Source organism: Acinetobacter sp. ANC_7588, from assembly GCF_056783995.1.
In genome coordinates, this window is the sequence record NZ_JBWYIU010000014.1 from 1 (window position 1) to 15,235 (window position 15,235).

Consider the following 15,235-nt stretch of genomic DNA (forward strand, 5'->3'; position numbering starts at 1 on the left):
CCCAATCGCAATGGACCCAGGTCTACGTTTTGCGATCCGTGAAGGTGGTCGTACAGTTGGTGCTGGTGTTGTTGCTAAAGTAACTGCATAAGTATTGATTGTGTGAAAGAAACGCCCCTTTGGGGCGTTTTTTTATGGAATCTATAAAATTGTTAGACAATAAGAGTTGTAAGCTGTCCTTAACTGATAATGATGTGACCTATAAGGCATTTATCATAAAAATAATAAATCACTAAGATGAAGTAATGAAAAGAATCATAAAACTAGATTTGGATAGATCCCGAATAGGAGTCCAGCAATGAATGCTAAAGTAAATATTACAAATCGTGCCGGTGCATCATTTCCAGTACGTCGTATGCAATTTGATTTTGATCACGTACCAGAATATTGGATGAATGGTTCAGCAGGATTAACTCATTTCATGACAGCGTTATCTGCATTATTTCCTGCAGGTGAAAAATTCTTTATCGATTCAGTCCGTGCAGTTCGCCAACATCCAGCCATTAAAGATAATGAAGATCTCCAAAAAGAGATTTCAGCATTTATTGGTCAGGAAGCAATGCATACACATGAGCATGCTGGCTTTAATGCATCAGCACAAAAATTTGGTCATGATGTTGCTGCACTTGAAAAAGCCACAGATACGGTCATTCAAACTTTTCGTAAGTCAGCTAGCACCGTTATGAAACCATTTGGTATTTCACAAGAAATGATCGATCTGATGGGAACGACTGCGCTAGAACATTTTACAGCAACCATTGCCTCAGAATTATTGCGTAACGAACATATTCAAGCATTAATGACTGATGAAACAATGGCGACGATGTGGGCTTGGCATGCCATTGAAGAAAATGAGCATAAGGCTGTCGCATATGATGTATTTGAAGGTGTGTTCGGTAAAGGAATCAAATCTTATCTTGCTCGAACATCTTCTTTAGTGGCAGCAATGGTTGTGCTATTCATGGTGCAGACTTATTTTGTAGCGCGTTTATTGAAAGACGATAAACAGTTAAATATTGCATCTTTGAAAGATATTTATACCTATGGATATAGTCCATCTAAAGGCATTATTTCTGGTATGGGTAAGGAAATGTTGGCTTATTTTAAACCAGGCTTCCATCCGAATGATTTGGATACCGTGGGTTTATTGGCAACATGGAAAGCAAAACTCGGTTTTTAAGTATTTACTTTTGTGCATTCGGGCAGCGTAAGCTGCCTTTTTTTATTTCATTTATTTTCGAACTTTCTATAATGTACTCACTTAAAAAATGCAATGTAATGATTATGATTCGACCGATGCTGACATCAGATGTTGAGGTGGTATATGAAATTGAAAGTTTGGGGCAGACGCATCCTTGGACAAAAAAACAATTTTCAGAAGCGGTTGATTCATATCAATCCACAGTGATTGAATACCAGAATCGTGTTGTTGGTTTCTGTATTTTACAGCCTGTATTGGATGAAGCAAATTTGCTGTTGATGGCAGTTCATCCGGAAATGCGTGGAAAAGGGTTGGGATATCAATTGCTTGAAGCTTCAATGGCTCAACTCAATAATGATCCCGTACAAATCTTTTTAGAGGTCCGAGAAAGTAATAAGGCTGCGATTGCACTATATGAGAAATCCGGATTTCATCAAATTGATATGCGTAAAAACTATTATCCAACATTAGATGGTGGAAAAGAGCATGCCATCATTATGGTAAAGGCATGCAGTGATAATTTTGCAGATTTATTCAAGTGACAAAATTCAATACCCTACTTTACAATAAAGTTATTCCATTCAGAGGGAAGTGTCGTCATCAACATATGACCTAATTGATCGATTTCTTCGTTGCTGAGCATTTTATTAACACGTCGCCATTGACCATCCAGTAATAATTCAAAAGGCGCATATTGGGACTTATAGTTCATTTTGAATGAATGGGGTACCCAATATCCTAAATATACAAACTCTTGATTGTGCTGCTTTACATATTCAATTTGCTTAAGGACTGCAAAAACACCTAAAGAACGTTTGGATTCATCTGGATCAAAAAATGTATAGACGGCGGATACTCCATCATCTAATACATCGCAGGTTGAGACACAAATGAGTCGATCATCTTTCCAAAGTTCTATAAAGAAACTATTGCTACAACTGTGAATCAAAAACTTCTCGAATTGATCATAGCTAGGGGGGAACATATCTCCATCTGAATGACGCTCATTGATGTAACGTTCATAGAGTTGATAGTGTAAATCAGTAGCATCTTGAGTTTGGGTTATTCTAACTTCTAAGTCTTGATTACGTTTCCAAGCTTTCTTTTGTTGACTGTTCATTTTAAAAGCATCAACAGGTACACGACATGAAAGGCATTGTCGACACAAATGACATTCAGGTCGATAGACAAAATCTCCGCTTCTTCGAAATCCTACACGAGACAATTCTGATAAAGTTACAACGTCGATTTTATGAGCAGGATCTAAAAAGACCATCCGTGCTGATTTCTCGGGAAGATAACTGCAGTCATGGGGTGGTGTAATGTAATACTGCAGTTCATTTAATAGGGACTGGGGTTGATAAGAATTCATGTTGTCCCTCCTATTTCTCAATCCATGAGTCGTTGATCAAATGCTATTGTTTTACTTGAAAATACACCGTCTTTATACTTTTGCCAATCAATCTGAGGCTGTTTTATCACATCTTGTAACGAATTAAGGTAGTCTTGGCGAGAAATTGTGCAAGCACCTAAGCTCATGAGATGATCATTCACCAATTGACAGTCAACCCAGGGTGCCTGGTTTTCAAGGCTAATCAACATGAGGGTATAAAAAGCCATTTTTGAAACATCAGTCTCTCGACTAAACATGGATTCACCAAAAATACCCTGACCTATAGAGACACCATAGAGCCCGCCGACAATCGAATTTTCTCTGCGTACTTCGACACTATATGCATAGCCTGACTCAAATAATGCACAGTAACCTTGAATGATATCTTCAGTAATCCATGTTTCATTGGCATAACTTCGTGGTAATGAGCAAGAACGTATCACATGTTCAAAATCACGGTTAATGGTAATCGTATAATCATGTTTTTTCATGTTACGAATGAGTGATTTACTTGGATGGTATGACGAAGGGTAGATAATGCAGCGAGGTTCTGGACTCCACCAGCAGATCGGCTCACCTTCGGAAAACCAAGGAAATAAACCATGTGTATAAGCTTCAAATAATGTAGAAGGGGAGAGGTCAGCACCTATACAGATTAGTCCTTGACCTTCGGGATCGGATTCAATTGGATTAGGGAAAATAAACTCAGAAGGAGGGAGCATAGGGATTAAGTTCTAAAAATAATAATGAAAAACCGAAGATAAAAATGTTTAAAATGATTATGCCAAGTTGAAAGAATAAAAAAACCACCCGAAGGTGGTTTTTTGGGTTTTTAAATAAATATTAGTTGTCTAAATATTTCTCAGCGTCTAAAGCAGCCATACAACCTGAACCTGCTGATGTAATTGCTTGGCGGTAGATATTGTCTGCAACATCACCTGCAGCAAATACGCCTTCAACAGAAGTCGCAGTTGCATTACCACGTGTACCACTTTGAACTTGGATATAACCATCACGTAGTTCAAGCTGACCTTCAAACATTGCAGTATTAGGTTTGTGACCTATAGCGACGAACAATCCAGTCACTTCAACGTTTTGTGTTGTAGTATCAGTTGTAGATTTCAAACGAACACTAGTAACGCCATCTTGAGGGTTACCAAGTATTTCTTCAACTTCATGGTTCCAGATGATGCTAATTTTCCCTTCTTTCTCTTTTGCAAAAAGATGATCTTGAAGGATTTTTTCAGAACGTAATTTATCGCGACGATGTACAAGTGTTACATGTGAAGCAATGTTTGATAAATAAAGCGCTTCTTCAACCGCAGTGTTACCACCACCGACAACCATGACTTTTTGATTTTTATAGAAGAAACCATCACAAGTTGCACACGCACTCACACCTTGACCCATATAAGCAGCTTCGGATTCTAATCCCAAGTATTGAGCCGTAGCACCTGTTGCAATGATCAAAGCATCACACGTGTATTCTTCCATATCACCTTTTAAAACGAATGGACGTACATTTAAGTCAACTTCGTTAATGTGATCGTAAACCAATTCAGTACCAAAACGTTCTGCGTGAGCTTGCATACGCTCCATTAAAGCAGGACCTGTTAAGCCTTCAGGATCACCTGGCCAGTTATCAACTTCTGTAGTTGTGGTGAGCTGACCACCCAATTGCATACCTGCGATTAAAGTTGGTTTTAAATTTGCTCGTGCAGCATATACAGCTGCGCTATAACCCGCAGGACCAGAACCTAAAATAATCAATCTTGAGTGACGAGCGCTCATGTATAAGCATCCTTTTAATTTGATATATCGACTTGCTGAAAATTATACGTGAAACTTCACCACAGTTGTGTGGAATGAATGTGGATTATATTGATCAACTAAATCGAATTGAGCTATATAGATAAAAGTGTTAACAAGGAAACCTTAGAAAGCTGCACCTTTTTTTTATGAACAGGTGCATAATAGTAAGTTTTCTATAATGAAGAAATTGTTCCATTTCAACATTAGAACATTAATGAATAATCGTTTACAGGACAGTATATGACTGCGGTGTCGAGTGTATATGCACAGCGCTTAGTTTTAACATTCTTCTTAATATCATTTGGTATTTATCTGTTTTTAGCAACAGTGACTTATACGCCATTTGATCCGGGTTGGATGCATATTTCGAGTGATACTCAACAAGTTTCAAATGCAAGTGGTGTCGCAGGTGCTTGGATTGCAGATCTCTTATTTGGATTTCTGGGCTGGGCAAGTTTACTGATTCCAATTTATTTATTCATTGAAGCGATTCAAGTGTGGTGGCCAAGAAGTTTTTTGAGTCGCCCATTTCGTTTTGCTGCTCAATTTTTCATTCTACTTACCGTCGCGAGTTTGTTTTATTTACTTTGGTCAGTGCCTGCAGATACGCTTGCTAACGCTTCAGGTGGAATCATTGGTTACGAATTGGGTGAGAGTTTAAAACAGCTTTTGACGATTTATGGCGCCGTTTTTTTTCTGATCGTACTTAGCATCGTTCTAATCACACTGGCTTTTGGTATTCAGTGGAACAAGACATGGTCTACTTTGAAGGCGACACCCGCTTATTTGCAAGATTTATTCTATAAAAATGTACCTGAGACTGAATCAGCTTATGATTTGACGACTCAGCCAAAAGCGAAAAAAGAAATTGAACCTCCTGTAAAAGATTCAGCTCCAGTCCCTCATCAAGCTGAGCTCAATGATGTCAGTCATTTAGAAGAAATAGATCAATTACAAGCGCGTCATGAACGTACTGCTGAAAAACTATTTGAAGATATGCGTTTCCAAGAGTCTCAACAAAATCATCGTTTTGATGAAGATGATGAGGCAGAGCTCGAGCGTACCATCGCGAAAGCGCATGAGTTAGAGCGTGAGAGTCAACGTATTGTTCCAACGGGTGAAGTTTGGAAAGCCTTGCATAGCGATGAAGATCATAAAAGAGAAATTGATGAGCTTTTGCGCGCAGCAGAGGAGGATCAGCTTGATCAACGTACTTCAGAAATTAATGAATTAAGTAAAAACGTTCGAGTAGAGCAGCGCTCAACTGTTCAAGATACTGCTTTGGACTGGAATGATGATCAAATCTTTGATGAATTGCTTGAAGTTGTTCCACAAGGACAGCACGCCAAAGATATTCATACTCCTTTTCATCATCAAACAAATCCTTCAGGTCAATCTGCTGATGATCAAAATACAGCATCCCTAATCCAAAATACCTCAGCTATTGGTGCAAGTGCTGTATACGCAAGTCAATCGAGCGCAGCGGCGGAAGCGATCACTAAAGCAGATCTGTTAGCTTCTGAGCTTGATGGTCTTGCATCACTTGCGGATGAAGCAGAAGCTTTGTCTAATCCAGAGGTCAAGCGTCCAAATTTGGTGACGCCAAATATTAAATTTATGACTTCACCTAAGTCAGATACAGTCGCAGAATATGAATCAGAGCAAGGTATTATTGCTCCATCACCACAAAATATGGTTGAGCAAGAGGGATCATTAATTCCTGTTGCTAAAGTGAGTGATGAGGAAAAACAACGTATATCTTCAGATAAGGATGCTTTTAGAGAAGCTTGGCAAGAAACGGTAGGTAAGCCCGAAGTTGAAGAGGATGAGTTTGATTTCGATGCGCCATTAACAGATGCTGCTGGTCGTCCAATGTCTCGTGCAATGCAAGTTGCAGAGCGCCGTAAAGATTTATCACCACTTCCTGGTTTGGATTTACTTGATGAAGTAGACCCAAACAAAAAAGTAAACTTCACTGCAGAGCAATTATCAAGATTATCAGAACTGTTAGAAATTAAATTACAAGAGTTTAATGTCAAAGCGAAAGTGATTGAAGCTCAACCGGGTCCTGTCGTGACCAGATTTGAACTGGATCTTGCGCCTGGTGTGAAAGCCTCGAAAGTAACTAATATTTCTCGTGACTTAGCACGATCAATGTCGATGGCATCAGTACGTGTTGTTGAGGTGATCCCTGGAAAACCTTACATTGGCATTGAAGTTCCGAATAGTACACGTGAGATGGTGCGCCTGATTGAATTGGTACAAATTCCAAAATTTAAGGATCCAGATGGAATCTTATCCATGGCCATGGGTAAAGATATTTCTGGCAACCCAGTCATTACTGAGTTGGGCAAGGCACCACATATGTTGGTTGCGGGTACCACAGGTTCAGGTAAATCTGTTGCTGTAAACTCGATGATTCTATCGATGCTTTTAAAATATACGCCAGATCAATTGCGCCTTATTTTGATTGATCCTAAACAACTTGAATTGGCGAACTATAACGATATTCCGCATTTACTCACGCCTGTTGTGACTGACATGAAAGATGCAGTCAGTGCTTTAAATTGGTGTGTGAATGAGATGGAGCGTCGTTATAAGCTGATGTCGTTCTTAAAAATACGTAAATTGAGTGACTATAACCGTAAAGTTGAAGAAGCAATTGCCAATGGTGAAGATCTATTTGATCCAACTTGGAAAGCCAGTGAGTCAGTTGCTGGAGAACGTGCACCTAGACTTACACCATTGCCTTCGATTGTGATTGTTGCAGATGAATTCGCAGATATGATCATGCAGGTGGGTAAGAAAGCGGAAGAGATGATCACTCGTCTAGCTCAAAAATCACGTGCTGCAGGCATTCATTTATTACTTGCGACACAGCGTCCATCCGTCGATGTAATTACTGGCTTAATTAAGGCGAATATACCGACGCGTGTTGCACTTCGTGTAAACTCTAAAATTGACTCGCGTACGATTTTGGATGCGGGTGGTGCAGAAGATTTGCTTGGACATGGTGATATGCTGTTCTTAGGACCAGGTAAAATTGAGCCTGAGCGTGTGCATGGTGCATTTATTGCCGATGACGAGGTGAACCGTATTTGTGATGCATGGCGTGAGCGTGGTGCACCAAACTACGTGGATGAAATTCTCACCCCATTTGATGAAGAACCAGCATCACGTGGCTTTGAAGATGGGGATGGTGCTTCAGACCGTGACGCACTTTATGATCAATGTGTTGCTTTTGTTTTGGAAACCCGTAAAGCATCCACATCATCTTTACAGCGTAAGTTTAGTCTTGGTTATAATCGTGCCGCACGTATTATTGACCAAATGGAAGAAAACGGTATCGTGAGTGCAATGGGCGCAAATGGTAAACGTGAAATTTTAGTATAACGAAGACTGACTCAGAAAAAGCAACCATAGGTTGCTTTTTTTTATTTAACTCAAAAAAGTGTTGTTTTTGGGGGTAGTCCATTGGCTGGCAAATGTGATCAGTTCACTCACAGAGTGAACATTCAAGCTTTGATAAACTGACTTGACACAATCTTTAAATACCGCAGGGCTAATGGATAATTTTTGTAAAATTTCACTTTTATTCATGCCTGTAATTAACGAAAAAGCCACTTGGCATTCTCGGGGGGATAAATCAAGTGCTTCTAGTTTTTTTAAAATAATGAGGGAGCGTGGTAATGAGCGCTTTAAGTATAAGGCGATATTTGTATCGGTTGTATTTTGACTACTTAACCATTCAGCACGAAGGGTTAATATTCCATTAGGAATGGTCAAACTAAGCTTGGGGATTTGTTGCCCATATTTAAGCTCATTGATGACTTGATAGCATGATTTTGGCAACGCTTTATATGGTTCCCAAAATTCATAATGTATCGGGAATAGATTCAGTAAATCCTTTGCAGCATCAGTCATCATGACTAAATCATTTTGAGAATTCACGATTAACAACGCTTGATCTGATTCAATTACATCGTCGCCATCCTCCATTTGATTGTTAAGCGCATATTCGATATAGACACCAGCTTGTTCTAATAAATGATGATCTTGTAATTGGAAGGGGTGTGACATACGCCTATAGAGGGTAATACCTCCTGCAGGAATATGATTGCGTTCTAATCTTAGATCTAGTGTATGGTGAAGACCGCTTTGGCGCACAATCATCTGGTAGGTTAAGCTATGAAAATACGGATCATCTGGGCGTAAAAGATTTCCGACTTTGGGTAACATAGGGCAGTTGAGCCAGCGGATATGGCTTTCGGTTTTTAAGTTTAAGAATAATTCAGTATTTTCTTGGACATACCTCATCGACTGAGGGTTAAGATTTTTGTAATACAGTATATAAGGTTCACCATTTGGATAGGTCAGTGCCATACCGTAGGCATCATGTGGAATCAAAAAATTCAAATAGTCAAAAATACTGGGCGCAATGGTAAGGAGCGGAAGTTGAGTACAGCAAAGATTTCTCAGGCGATGGAGGGTGCCGAGCCTTGTTCGATCACTTTTACGAAAACTTATTGAATTCATCTTCGATTGAACTGTTTTGATTATAACAAATTCAAATTATAGATTTTTTTAAAAAAATTGAGATAAAAAAGTAAATATTAATCATTTTTTCACAAAAATATTTTTTTCATCCCCCCTTAAAGGGGGGCTTCTAGATTATCAGCTTTATGGTTTGATTTTCCTCATTATAAAAGGTCTTTCTTGCAAACTATGGAAAACCTGCAAGTGACATGACCATGTCAAAAACTAAGGGGAATTACATGAACCATATATACCGAGTTATCCGTAATCGTAATGGAAAATTAGTCGTAACAGGGGAACTTGGACGTACACGTTTTACACAATCTTTAAAAAATATTGGAATGACGACAGGTTATCTGATTTTAATTGGGGCATTAACCGCAATGACGAGTCAGGTGCAAGCTGATGAATGTGAGGGTTCAACAGGCACAGCGACGAATTCAGACACTACATCTTTCATCTGTGGTGAAAATAACTCAGTGGTTGCACCGAACAGTGTGGTTATGGGACAAAGCAATAACGTCAATATTGGGATGAATCATACTGTTTTTGGTTTGAATAATACGGTGACACCAAACGCTGTAACGACAACGCAAAATAATGTGGTCATTGGAAATCAAAACACAACGCATCATACAAGTAATATTGCCATTGGTAATAATCAAGTGGTTAAGGGGGAAGGGAGTATTGCGATCGGTAGTTCAAATACTGCTGAAGGGGGTATCTCTATAGGTATTTCAAATTTAAACTCGTCTGTAAAATCTGTTGTTGTTGGTATGAATAATATTCACGACGTCAACACTAATGGCTCGATGATTTTTGGTGGATTTAATGAGGTTGGTGCGACGAGTTCTCATATATTTGCCTCCAACAGTAATGTGCAAGGTCACACTAATGTGGCTGTCGGTGGTTCTATTATTATTCGACCAGGACCAAATTATACATCCGTAAGAGAGTCAGTCGCGATTGGTGAGCTGAGTCAGGTTTATGCGAGCAACTCTGTTGCTTTAGGTAGTGCATCGGTTGCAGATCGAGAGAATGTTATTTCAGTCGGTAGTGATCAATTAAAACGCCGAATCATGAACTTAGCATGGGGATTAGATACTCATGATGCTATTAATGTTGATCAATTGACAGCCAGTTTACAAAGAATTCTGGGTACTGGGGTGACTATGTTTCAGGGGAGTGTGATGCCCCTTTCATTTGAAATGCAAGGCTCTACATACCAAAACGTAAATCAAACAATTAGAGGGATTGATATTGAATTTACAGCGTTAAAAGACCGAGTGTCTGCACTCGAAAATAATGGTGTTGGTGGTGAAACAGGTACAGGTACCACTGGACCAGCTGGACCAAGTGCGTACGAGGTTGCTGTGAGTAATGGATTTGAGGGCTCTGAAACAGATTGGCTTACATCATTAAAAGGTGAAAAAGGCGATAAGGGAGATAAAGGTGATCAAGGTCCACAAGGGTTGAAAGGTGACAAAGGGGATCAAGGTATACCAGGTGCAAGCGGTGGACCTGGTGGCGGTGTAGGACCACAAGGTGATAGTGCTTACCAAGTGGCGGTGAATAATGGATTTGTAGGAACAGAGCAAGATTGGCTGACGTCACTCAAAGGAGATAAAGGTAACCAAGGTCCTCAAGGATTGAAAGGTGATAAGGGAGATCAAGGTGATCAAGGACTTCAAGGCTTAAAAGGCGACAAGGGCGATAAAGGTGATCAAGGACTTCAAGGCTTAAAAGGTGACAAAGGTGACAAAGGTGATCAAGGACTTCAAGGCTTAAAAGGTGACAAAGGTGATCAAGGTTTTAGTGCTTTTGAGATTGCTGTACAAAATGGCTTTAATGGCACCGAACAACAGTGGCTAACGTCTTTGGCTAGTGGTGGAACTGTCGCAATATCTGTTGGAACAAATCCTAGTGAAAATGCAATATTACCAAATGCAACAGGTGAAGATGCTCTTGCAATCGGAAGTTCATCAGTAGCATCGGGTCGTGAGAGTATTGTAATTGGGGCTGAATCACAAGTCGCTGGTGAACATGCAACAGCTTTAGGAAATCACAATACGGTTACGGGTGAAAATACGCATTCAGTTGGTAATTTCAACAATATTTCAGGAAATAGTACTGTAGCTCTTGGGAATAATATAACGTCTGACGCAAATAATGCTGTTCTTTTAGGAAATGCTTCGTCTACCGATCGGGACAATACGGTTTCAGTGGGTTCCTCTACGCAACAGCGCCAAATTGTTAATGTGGCAGCAGGTACAGCGGATACCGACGCAGTCAATGTAAAACAAATGCGTCAAGCAGATCAGCAAGTTTTGAGCGATGCACAGGAATATACGAATATACGAACCAATGAAATATTGAATCAGGCCAATGAGTATACTAGTCGACGTGTAAATGCTTTAGAACAGAGTTTTGCCGATGAACGACGTGACACTCGAGCAGCTATTGCAGCGTCTTTGGCTGTCGCTTCATTACCCCAGCCAACTTATGCTGGTGCAAGTATGTTCAGTGCAGCTGCTGGTACATGGGATGGTGAGCAAGGTATTGCCATTGGATTTAGTGGGGTTTCTGAAACGAATCGCTTTGTCTATAAAGCATCTGGAACCGCAAGTTCACAAGGTGATGTTGGTGGTGCTATTGCATTGGGTTGGCAATGGAAATAATCTAAGTTTCACCCAAACGTATAAGTAACCTTAATACGAAACTATTTTTTAACAGGTATAAGATAGATTTAAATCAAAAAAGCCTGCTCAAGCAGGCTTTTTTATCTGTTTTTAGGCAAATTTTGCTAAAACAGCAAGGAATTCTGCACTTTGGCGTGGGAATTCTGCGATCACATCATGAATACGTTTGCCTTCAGAATTTTGAGCGTTAAGATCTCGACCATCTGCTATAAATTTAGTGAGTAAACGCTCATAGTCATTAGCACGCATATGTTTAAAAGCATGATAGAGAACATGAAAATCAGAGTTTACACCTTCAGGAGGTAACTGATTTAAATAGGCAAAAACACGCTCGTCTGACCATTCTTCATTGAACGTGGCTGGCTGTGATAATGCCATCACAATCTCCTTGGTATTTTTAATCAATAAAAAAGGGCAAAATATGAGACTAGATGAGCGAAGCACTGCTTTGTCTAGTCGCAAGACTTGAAGCTCTGCTTCAAGTGGGCGGAATATAGCTAATAGCCTATTTCTGCCACTCTCATATTTTGCCCTGATTCAATTTGCTTGACTAATCAAAAATCAGATTAACGTTCTTCAGGCAAATTGATATTCATTTCTAGCATTTCGATATTTGCTTCTGAGCGAACCGACATTTGTATATGCTGTTCATCTACACCACGCACATAACGATTCACAACTTGCATGATTTCTTTTTTCATTAAATCAATTTTATCTTGGCTTAAACGCTTACCTAGACCATTTTCAGATGCCACGATAACTTTTAAGCGATCTTTAGCTGTTTGTGCACTTGATGGTTTGTCATCACTACTAAAAAGTTTACTCCAGAATCCTGCCATCTTTATGCTCCAAATAAACGTGCTAACCAGCCTTTCGGCTTCACAGAGATGTGACGATATGGACGTTCTTCACCAAGGAAGCGTGCAACAAGATCGTCATAAGCTTGTCCAGCTGCTTCTTCAGTATAAAGAATAACAGGCTTACCTTCATTCGAAGCTTGTAACACGCTTTTACATTCAGGAATTACACCGAGCGTTGGCACGCGAAGGATATCTTTAGAAATATCATCGACTGTTAACATTTCTTGCTTATCAGCACGTTCAGGGTTGAAGCGTGTGATACAAAGATGCTTACGAATACGACCTTCGTTATTTTCTACTTTCTTCGTTTTACTGTCCAACATACCAATAATACGGTCGGAATCTCGGACAGATGAAATTTCAGGGTTCGTTACAATGATTGCTTCATCAGCATGGTACATTGCTAAAATCGCACCACGTTCAATACCTGCAGGAGAGTCACAAATGATGTAGTCGAACTCTTGAGAAAGTTCGTCCATAACACGTGCAACACCTTCATCGGTTAACGCATCTTTATCACGGGTTTGTGATGCAGGTAAAATATATAGATTTTCGATTTCTTTATCGCGAATAAGTGCTTGTTGTAATCTCGCTTCGTTATTTAATACATTCACAAAATCATAAACAACACGACGCTCACAACCCATGATAAGGTCGAGGTTACGTAAACCTACGTCAAAATCGATTACAACAGTTTTGTGGCCACGAAGGGCTAAACCTGTTGCAAAAGATGCACTGGTAGTTGTTTTACCTACGCCACCTTTACCTGATGTTACGACAACAATTTTCGCCACCGAATCCACTCCTGTTATGTTTATCCCCAATACTATAGGGGTTCTCATGTTTAGTTATACATTAAAATTCGAGTGCTTCAAAGACAAGCTCTTGAGCATCATTTAAATAGATATGTACTGACTTTTTTAGCATATGTGGTGGAATATCATCTGCAACACAATATGTTCCTGCGATAGATACTAATTCAGCTTCTAAAACATGACAGAAAATTCGTGCTGCTGTATTGCCACCGGCGCCGGCGATGACTCTACCACGAGCAGAGCCATAAATATGTATATTTCCTGAAGCGATGATTTCAGAGCCACTATTAATTCCAGCAGTTAAAATAATATCGCCGTGATCTTGTACCAGACATTGTCCTGTTCTAAGCACTTCATTGTGATACGAAGTTTTATGTGTGGTTGCAGGAGCTATGTGTGTTGGAGCCTTCTCAGCTTCAGGGGTATTTGCTGGAGCTTCTACCACTTGTTCTTTTGTTGCTTTGATGCGCTGCAAAGGACGATCAGCCGCAAGAACTGGGAATTGGATCGCACGTGCTTCATCACCCATTAAACCATCAACGACAGCCATTGGCTGTAACCCTAAACTGATGACCAATTGAATGAGTCCAATGAGTTCTTGTTCAACGGTTGTGTCTAGAATGACAAGCGCACCTTCATAAGAGGTTTCACTCATCATGGCACTTAATTGTTGGCGGATAACATTATGATCATTGGTGTCAAAGGTAATTCGGGTAAAATTCACCATTCTACCGGTAATCCGAATATCTGCCATATTCATTCCTTGCTTGCTTCGCGCTTTATAATCGAAGTAAAAATTGTTAATTGTGCAAATGCTAGTTCAATTCTCAAGAATTCTCTAGCGGATATATTAAATTAATAGAGAAATGATCATTCCTTGACTTGATTGTTTTTTGATAACTCTATTTGCCATTGTTTTACTGCCACCTGTTTTCTTAAAGACTCAAGACTTTCATAAACGACAGATTCAACGAGTTGTTCTAATGCATGATTATCAATATTGAGCTGGCTAATTTTTTCAGCAATGAGTTGATAATGCGCATTCGGTTTATCAATGGTTCCAGAAATAAAAGGTTCAACTAAACCGTCGGTAATATTTTCACCTAATCGTTGACCAATGTTGTGGATTTGCTGTTCTATACGACCACCCACCAATGGAATCAGCTTTAAGAGCTGTGTTAGCTCTGGTGTGTCTTCAATTGCTTTAATGACAATGTGACCAACGCCTTGCGAGATATTATCTTTTTGAAGTTTTAATTCGGTTGCTAAAGATTCTTGTAAGACTTGCGCTAATGTCGTGGCAAACATGTCTCGATGGTGATTCACCAGATCATGAATGATTTTTTTATGGGTTGAGCTAGTGTCTAACTCTTTTTTTACACTATCAATGACAGTAATCACCACACGATCAGAGAGCTCTTCCATGATCACGTTATAGTAAAAATTAAGACGTCTGAACCATTTATTAGGTATGACTTTATAGCCTAGCTCATGCAGTCTATAGGCAATCACTCCGACGCGAATTAAACGTAAAAAGCGAAGGTAAGGGATAATAGCTAATATTTCATACCAATGAATGAAGGGAAAGAAAAACCAACGCTGATGATGTTTATTGACGATTGCAATCAGCCATCTTACAGCGAGTTCAACAATTAAAAATGTGATAAACCAACTTTCAGTAATGATGACCCATGGGTGAAGCTCGGATTTATAAAACTCCAGAATTTGAGGTAATTGAACCGTGTCAAATACCCATGAGCCAAAATTACTCATTAAAAATGCATTGGCACATAGACAAAACAAATTGACTAAAATAATGAGCATCATAAAGATGTCATAAATCAGGAACATCTTCCAAAATAACGTATCGTGACGCTGTGGACGGAAAGTTTTTCGAGAATTAGTCATGCGTTCTGTCA

Annotated in this window: 14 protein-coding genes; 5 read left to right on the top strand and 9 right to left on the bottom strand. The window is 39.5% G+C overall.

The window, feature by feature from the left end:
• The 3 genes from AC1M9J_RS12755 to rimI form a co-directional block, all read left to right on the top strand.
• On the top strand, positions 1-91 hold a 91-nt coding region (locus AC1M9J_RS12755), incomplete at its 5' end, for an EF-Tu C-terminal domain-related protein (protein WP_019509660.1).
• 207 nt (positions 92-298) lie between these two features.
• Positions 299-1,180 (top strand): metal-dependent hydrolase, encoded by an 882-nt coding sequence (locus tag AC1M9J_RS12760; RefSeq protein ID WP_035267371.1) that lies wholly within the window; start codon positions 299-301, stop codon positions 1,178-1,180.
• A 104-nt stretch (positions 1,181-1,284) separates the two neighbouring features.
• Positions 1,285-1,743, top strand: coding sequence for a ribosomal protein S18-alanine N-acetyltransferase (gene rimI, locus AC1M9J_RS12765; protein ID WP_180028765.1), 459 nt, complete (start codon positions 1,285-1,287; stop codon positions 1,741-1,743).
• Positions 1,744-1,757: 14 nt separating this feature from the next.
• Here rimI and AC1M9J_RS12770 read toward each other — a convergent pair whose 3' ends face one another.
• The 3 genes from AC1M9J_RS12770 to trxB form a co-directional block, all read right to left on the bottom strand.
• On the bottom strand, positions 1,758-2,573 hold the full coding sequence (locus AC1M9J_RS12770) for an arginyltransferase (protein ID WP_180028761.1): 816 nt from the start codon (positions 2,571-2,573) through the stop codon (positions 1,758-1,760).
• Positions 2,574-2,590: 17 nt separating this feature from the next.
• Positions 2,591-3,322, bottom strand: a complete 732-nt coding sequence (aat, locus tag AC1M9J_RS12775; protein WP_481952468.1) for a leucyl/phenylalanyl-tRNA--protein transferase — start codon at positions 3,320-3,322, stop codon at positions 2,591-2,593.
• 115 nt (positions 3,323-3,437) lie between these two features.
• On the bottom strand, positions 3,438-4,385 hold the full coding sequence (gene trxB / locus AC1M9J_RS12780) for a thioredoxin-disulfide reductase (protein ID WP_481596567.1): 948 nt from the start codon (positions 4,383-4,385) through the stop codon (positions 3,438-3,440).
• Between the two features lie 261 nt (positions 4,386-4,646).
• Here trxB and AC1M9J_RS12785 point away from each other — a divergent pair, with 261 nt between their 5' ends.
• Positions 4,647-7,799: a DNA translocase FtsK 4TM domain-containing protein gene (locus tag AC1M9J_RS12785; protein WP_481596566.1), complete on the top strand. Its 3,153-nt coding sequence runs from the start codon at positions 4,647-4,649 to the stop codon at positions 7,797-7,799.
• A 45-nt stretch (positions 7,800-7,844) separates the two neighbouring features.
• On the opposite strand, the gene AC1M9J_RS12790 is transcribed toward AC1M9J_RS12785, so the two are convergent.
• Positions 7,845-8,789 (bottom strand): helix-turn-helix transcriptional regulator, encoded by a 945-nt coding sequence (locus AC1M9J_RS12790; RefSeq protein WP_481952422.1) that lies wholly within the window; start codon positions 8,787-8,789, stop codon positions 7,845-7,847.
• Between the two features lie 392 nt (positions 8,790-9,181).
• On the opposite strand from AC1M9J_RS12790, the gene AC1M9J_RS12795 reads away from it, so the two are divergent.
• Positions 9,182-11,620 (top strand): YadA-like family protein, encoded by a 2,439-nt coding sequence (locus AC1M9J_RS12795; protein WP_481952423.1) that lies wholly within the window; start codon positions 9,182-9,184, stop codon positions 11,618-11,620.
• 111 nt (positions 11,621-11,731) lie between these two features.
• Here AC1M9J_RS12795 and AC1M9J_RS12800 read toward each other — a convergent pair whose 3' ends face one another.
• From AC1M9J_RS12800 to AC1M9J_RS12820, 5 genes are all read right to left on the bottom strand, one after another.
• Complete coding sequence (locus AC1M9J_RS12800; RefSeq protein WP_481952424.1) at positions 11,732-12,019, bottom strand: PA4642 family protein; 288 nt, start codon at positions 12,017-12,019, stop codon at positions 11,732-11,734.
• 188 nt (positions 12,020-12,207) lie between these two features.
• Positions 12,208-12,480 (bottom strand): cell division topological specificity factor MinE, encoded by a 273-nt coding sequence (gene minE, locus AC1M9J_RS12805; protein ID WP_035267388.1) that lies wholly within the window; start codon positions 12,478-12,480, stop codon positions 12,208-12,210.
• 2 nt (positions 12,481-12,482) lie between these two features.
• Positions 12,483-13,295: a septum site-determining protein MinD gene (minD, locus tag AC1M9J_RS12810; protein ID WP_035267390.1), complete on the bottom strand. Its 813-nt coding sequence runs from the start codon at positions 13,293-13,295 to the stop codon at positions 12,483-12,485.
• Positions 13,296-13,356: 61 nt separating this feature from the next.
• On the bottom strand, positions 13,357-14,070 hold the full coding sequence (gene minC, locus AC1M9J_RS12815; RefSeq protein ID WP_481587882.1) for a septum site-determining protein MinC: 714 nt from the start codon (positions 14,068-14,070) through the stop codon (positions 13,357-13,359).
• Positions 14,071-14,186: 116 nt separating this feature from the next.
• Complete coding sequence (locus AC1M9J_RS12820) at positions 14,187-15,224, bottom strand: preprotein translocase subunit SecA (RefSeq protein ID WP_416202018.1); 1,038 nt, start codon at positions 15,222-15,224, stop codon at positions 14,187-14,189.
• Positions 15,225-15,235 lie beyond the last annotated feature (11 nt).

Coding starts and splice junctions, on each gene's coding strand:
- AC1M9J_RS12760 (WP_035267371.1), top strand. CDS start 299: ATGAATGCTAAAGTAAATATTACAAATCGTGCCGGTGCATCATTTCCA.
- rimI (WP_180028765.1), top strand. CDS start 1,285: ATGATTCGACCGATGCTGACATCAGATGTTGAGGTGGTATATGAAATT.
- AC1M9J_RS12770 (WP_180028761.1), bottom strand. CDS start 2,573: ATGAATTCTTATCAACCCCAGTCCCTATTAAATGAACTGCAGTATTAC.
- trxB (WP_481596567.1), bottom strand. CDS start 4,385: ATGAGCGCTCGTCACTCAAGATTGATTATTTTAGGTTCTGGTCCTGCG.
- AC1M9J_RS12785 (WP_481596566.1), top strand. CDS start 4,647: ATGACTGCGGTGTCGAGTGTATATGCACAGCGCTTAGTTTTAACATTC.
- AC1M9J_RS12790 (WP_481952422.1), bottom strand. CDS start 8,789: ATGGCACTGACCTATCCAAATGGTGAACCTTATATACTGTATTACAAA.
- AC1M9J_RS12795 (WP_481952423.1), top strand. CDS start 9,182: ATGAACCATATATACCGAGTTATCCGTAATCGTAATGGAAAATTAGTC.
- AC1M9J_RS12800 (WP_481952424.1), bottom strand. CDS start 12,019: ATGGCATTATCACAGCCAGCCACGTTCAATGAAGAATGGTCAGACGAG.
- minE (WP_035267388.1), bottom strand. CDS start 12,480: ATGGCAGGATTCTGGAGTAAACTTTTTAGTAGTGATGACAAACCATCA.
- minC (WP_481587882.1), bottom strand. CDS start 14,070: ATGGCAGATATTCGGATTACCGGTAGAATGGTGAATTTTACCCGAATT.
- AC1M9J_RS12820 (WP_416202018.1), bottom strand. CDS start 15,224: ATGACTAATTCTCGAAAAACTTTCCGTCCACAGCGTCACGATACGTTA.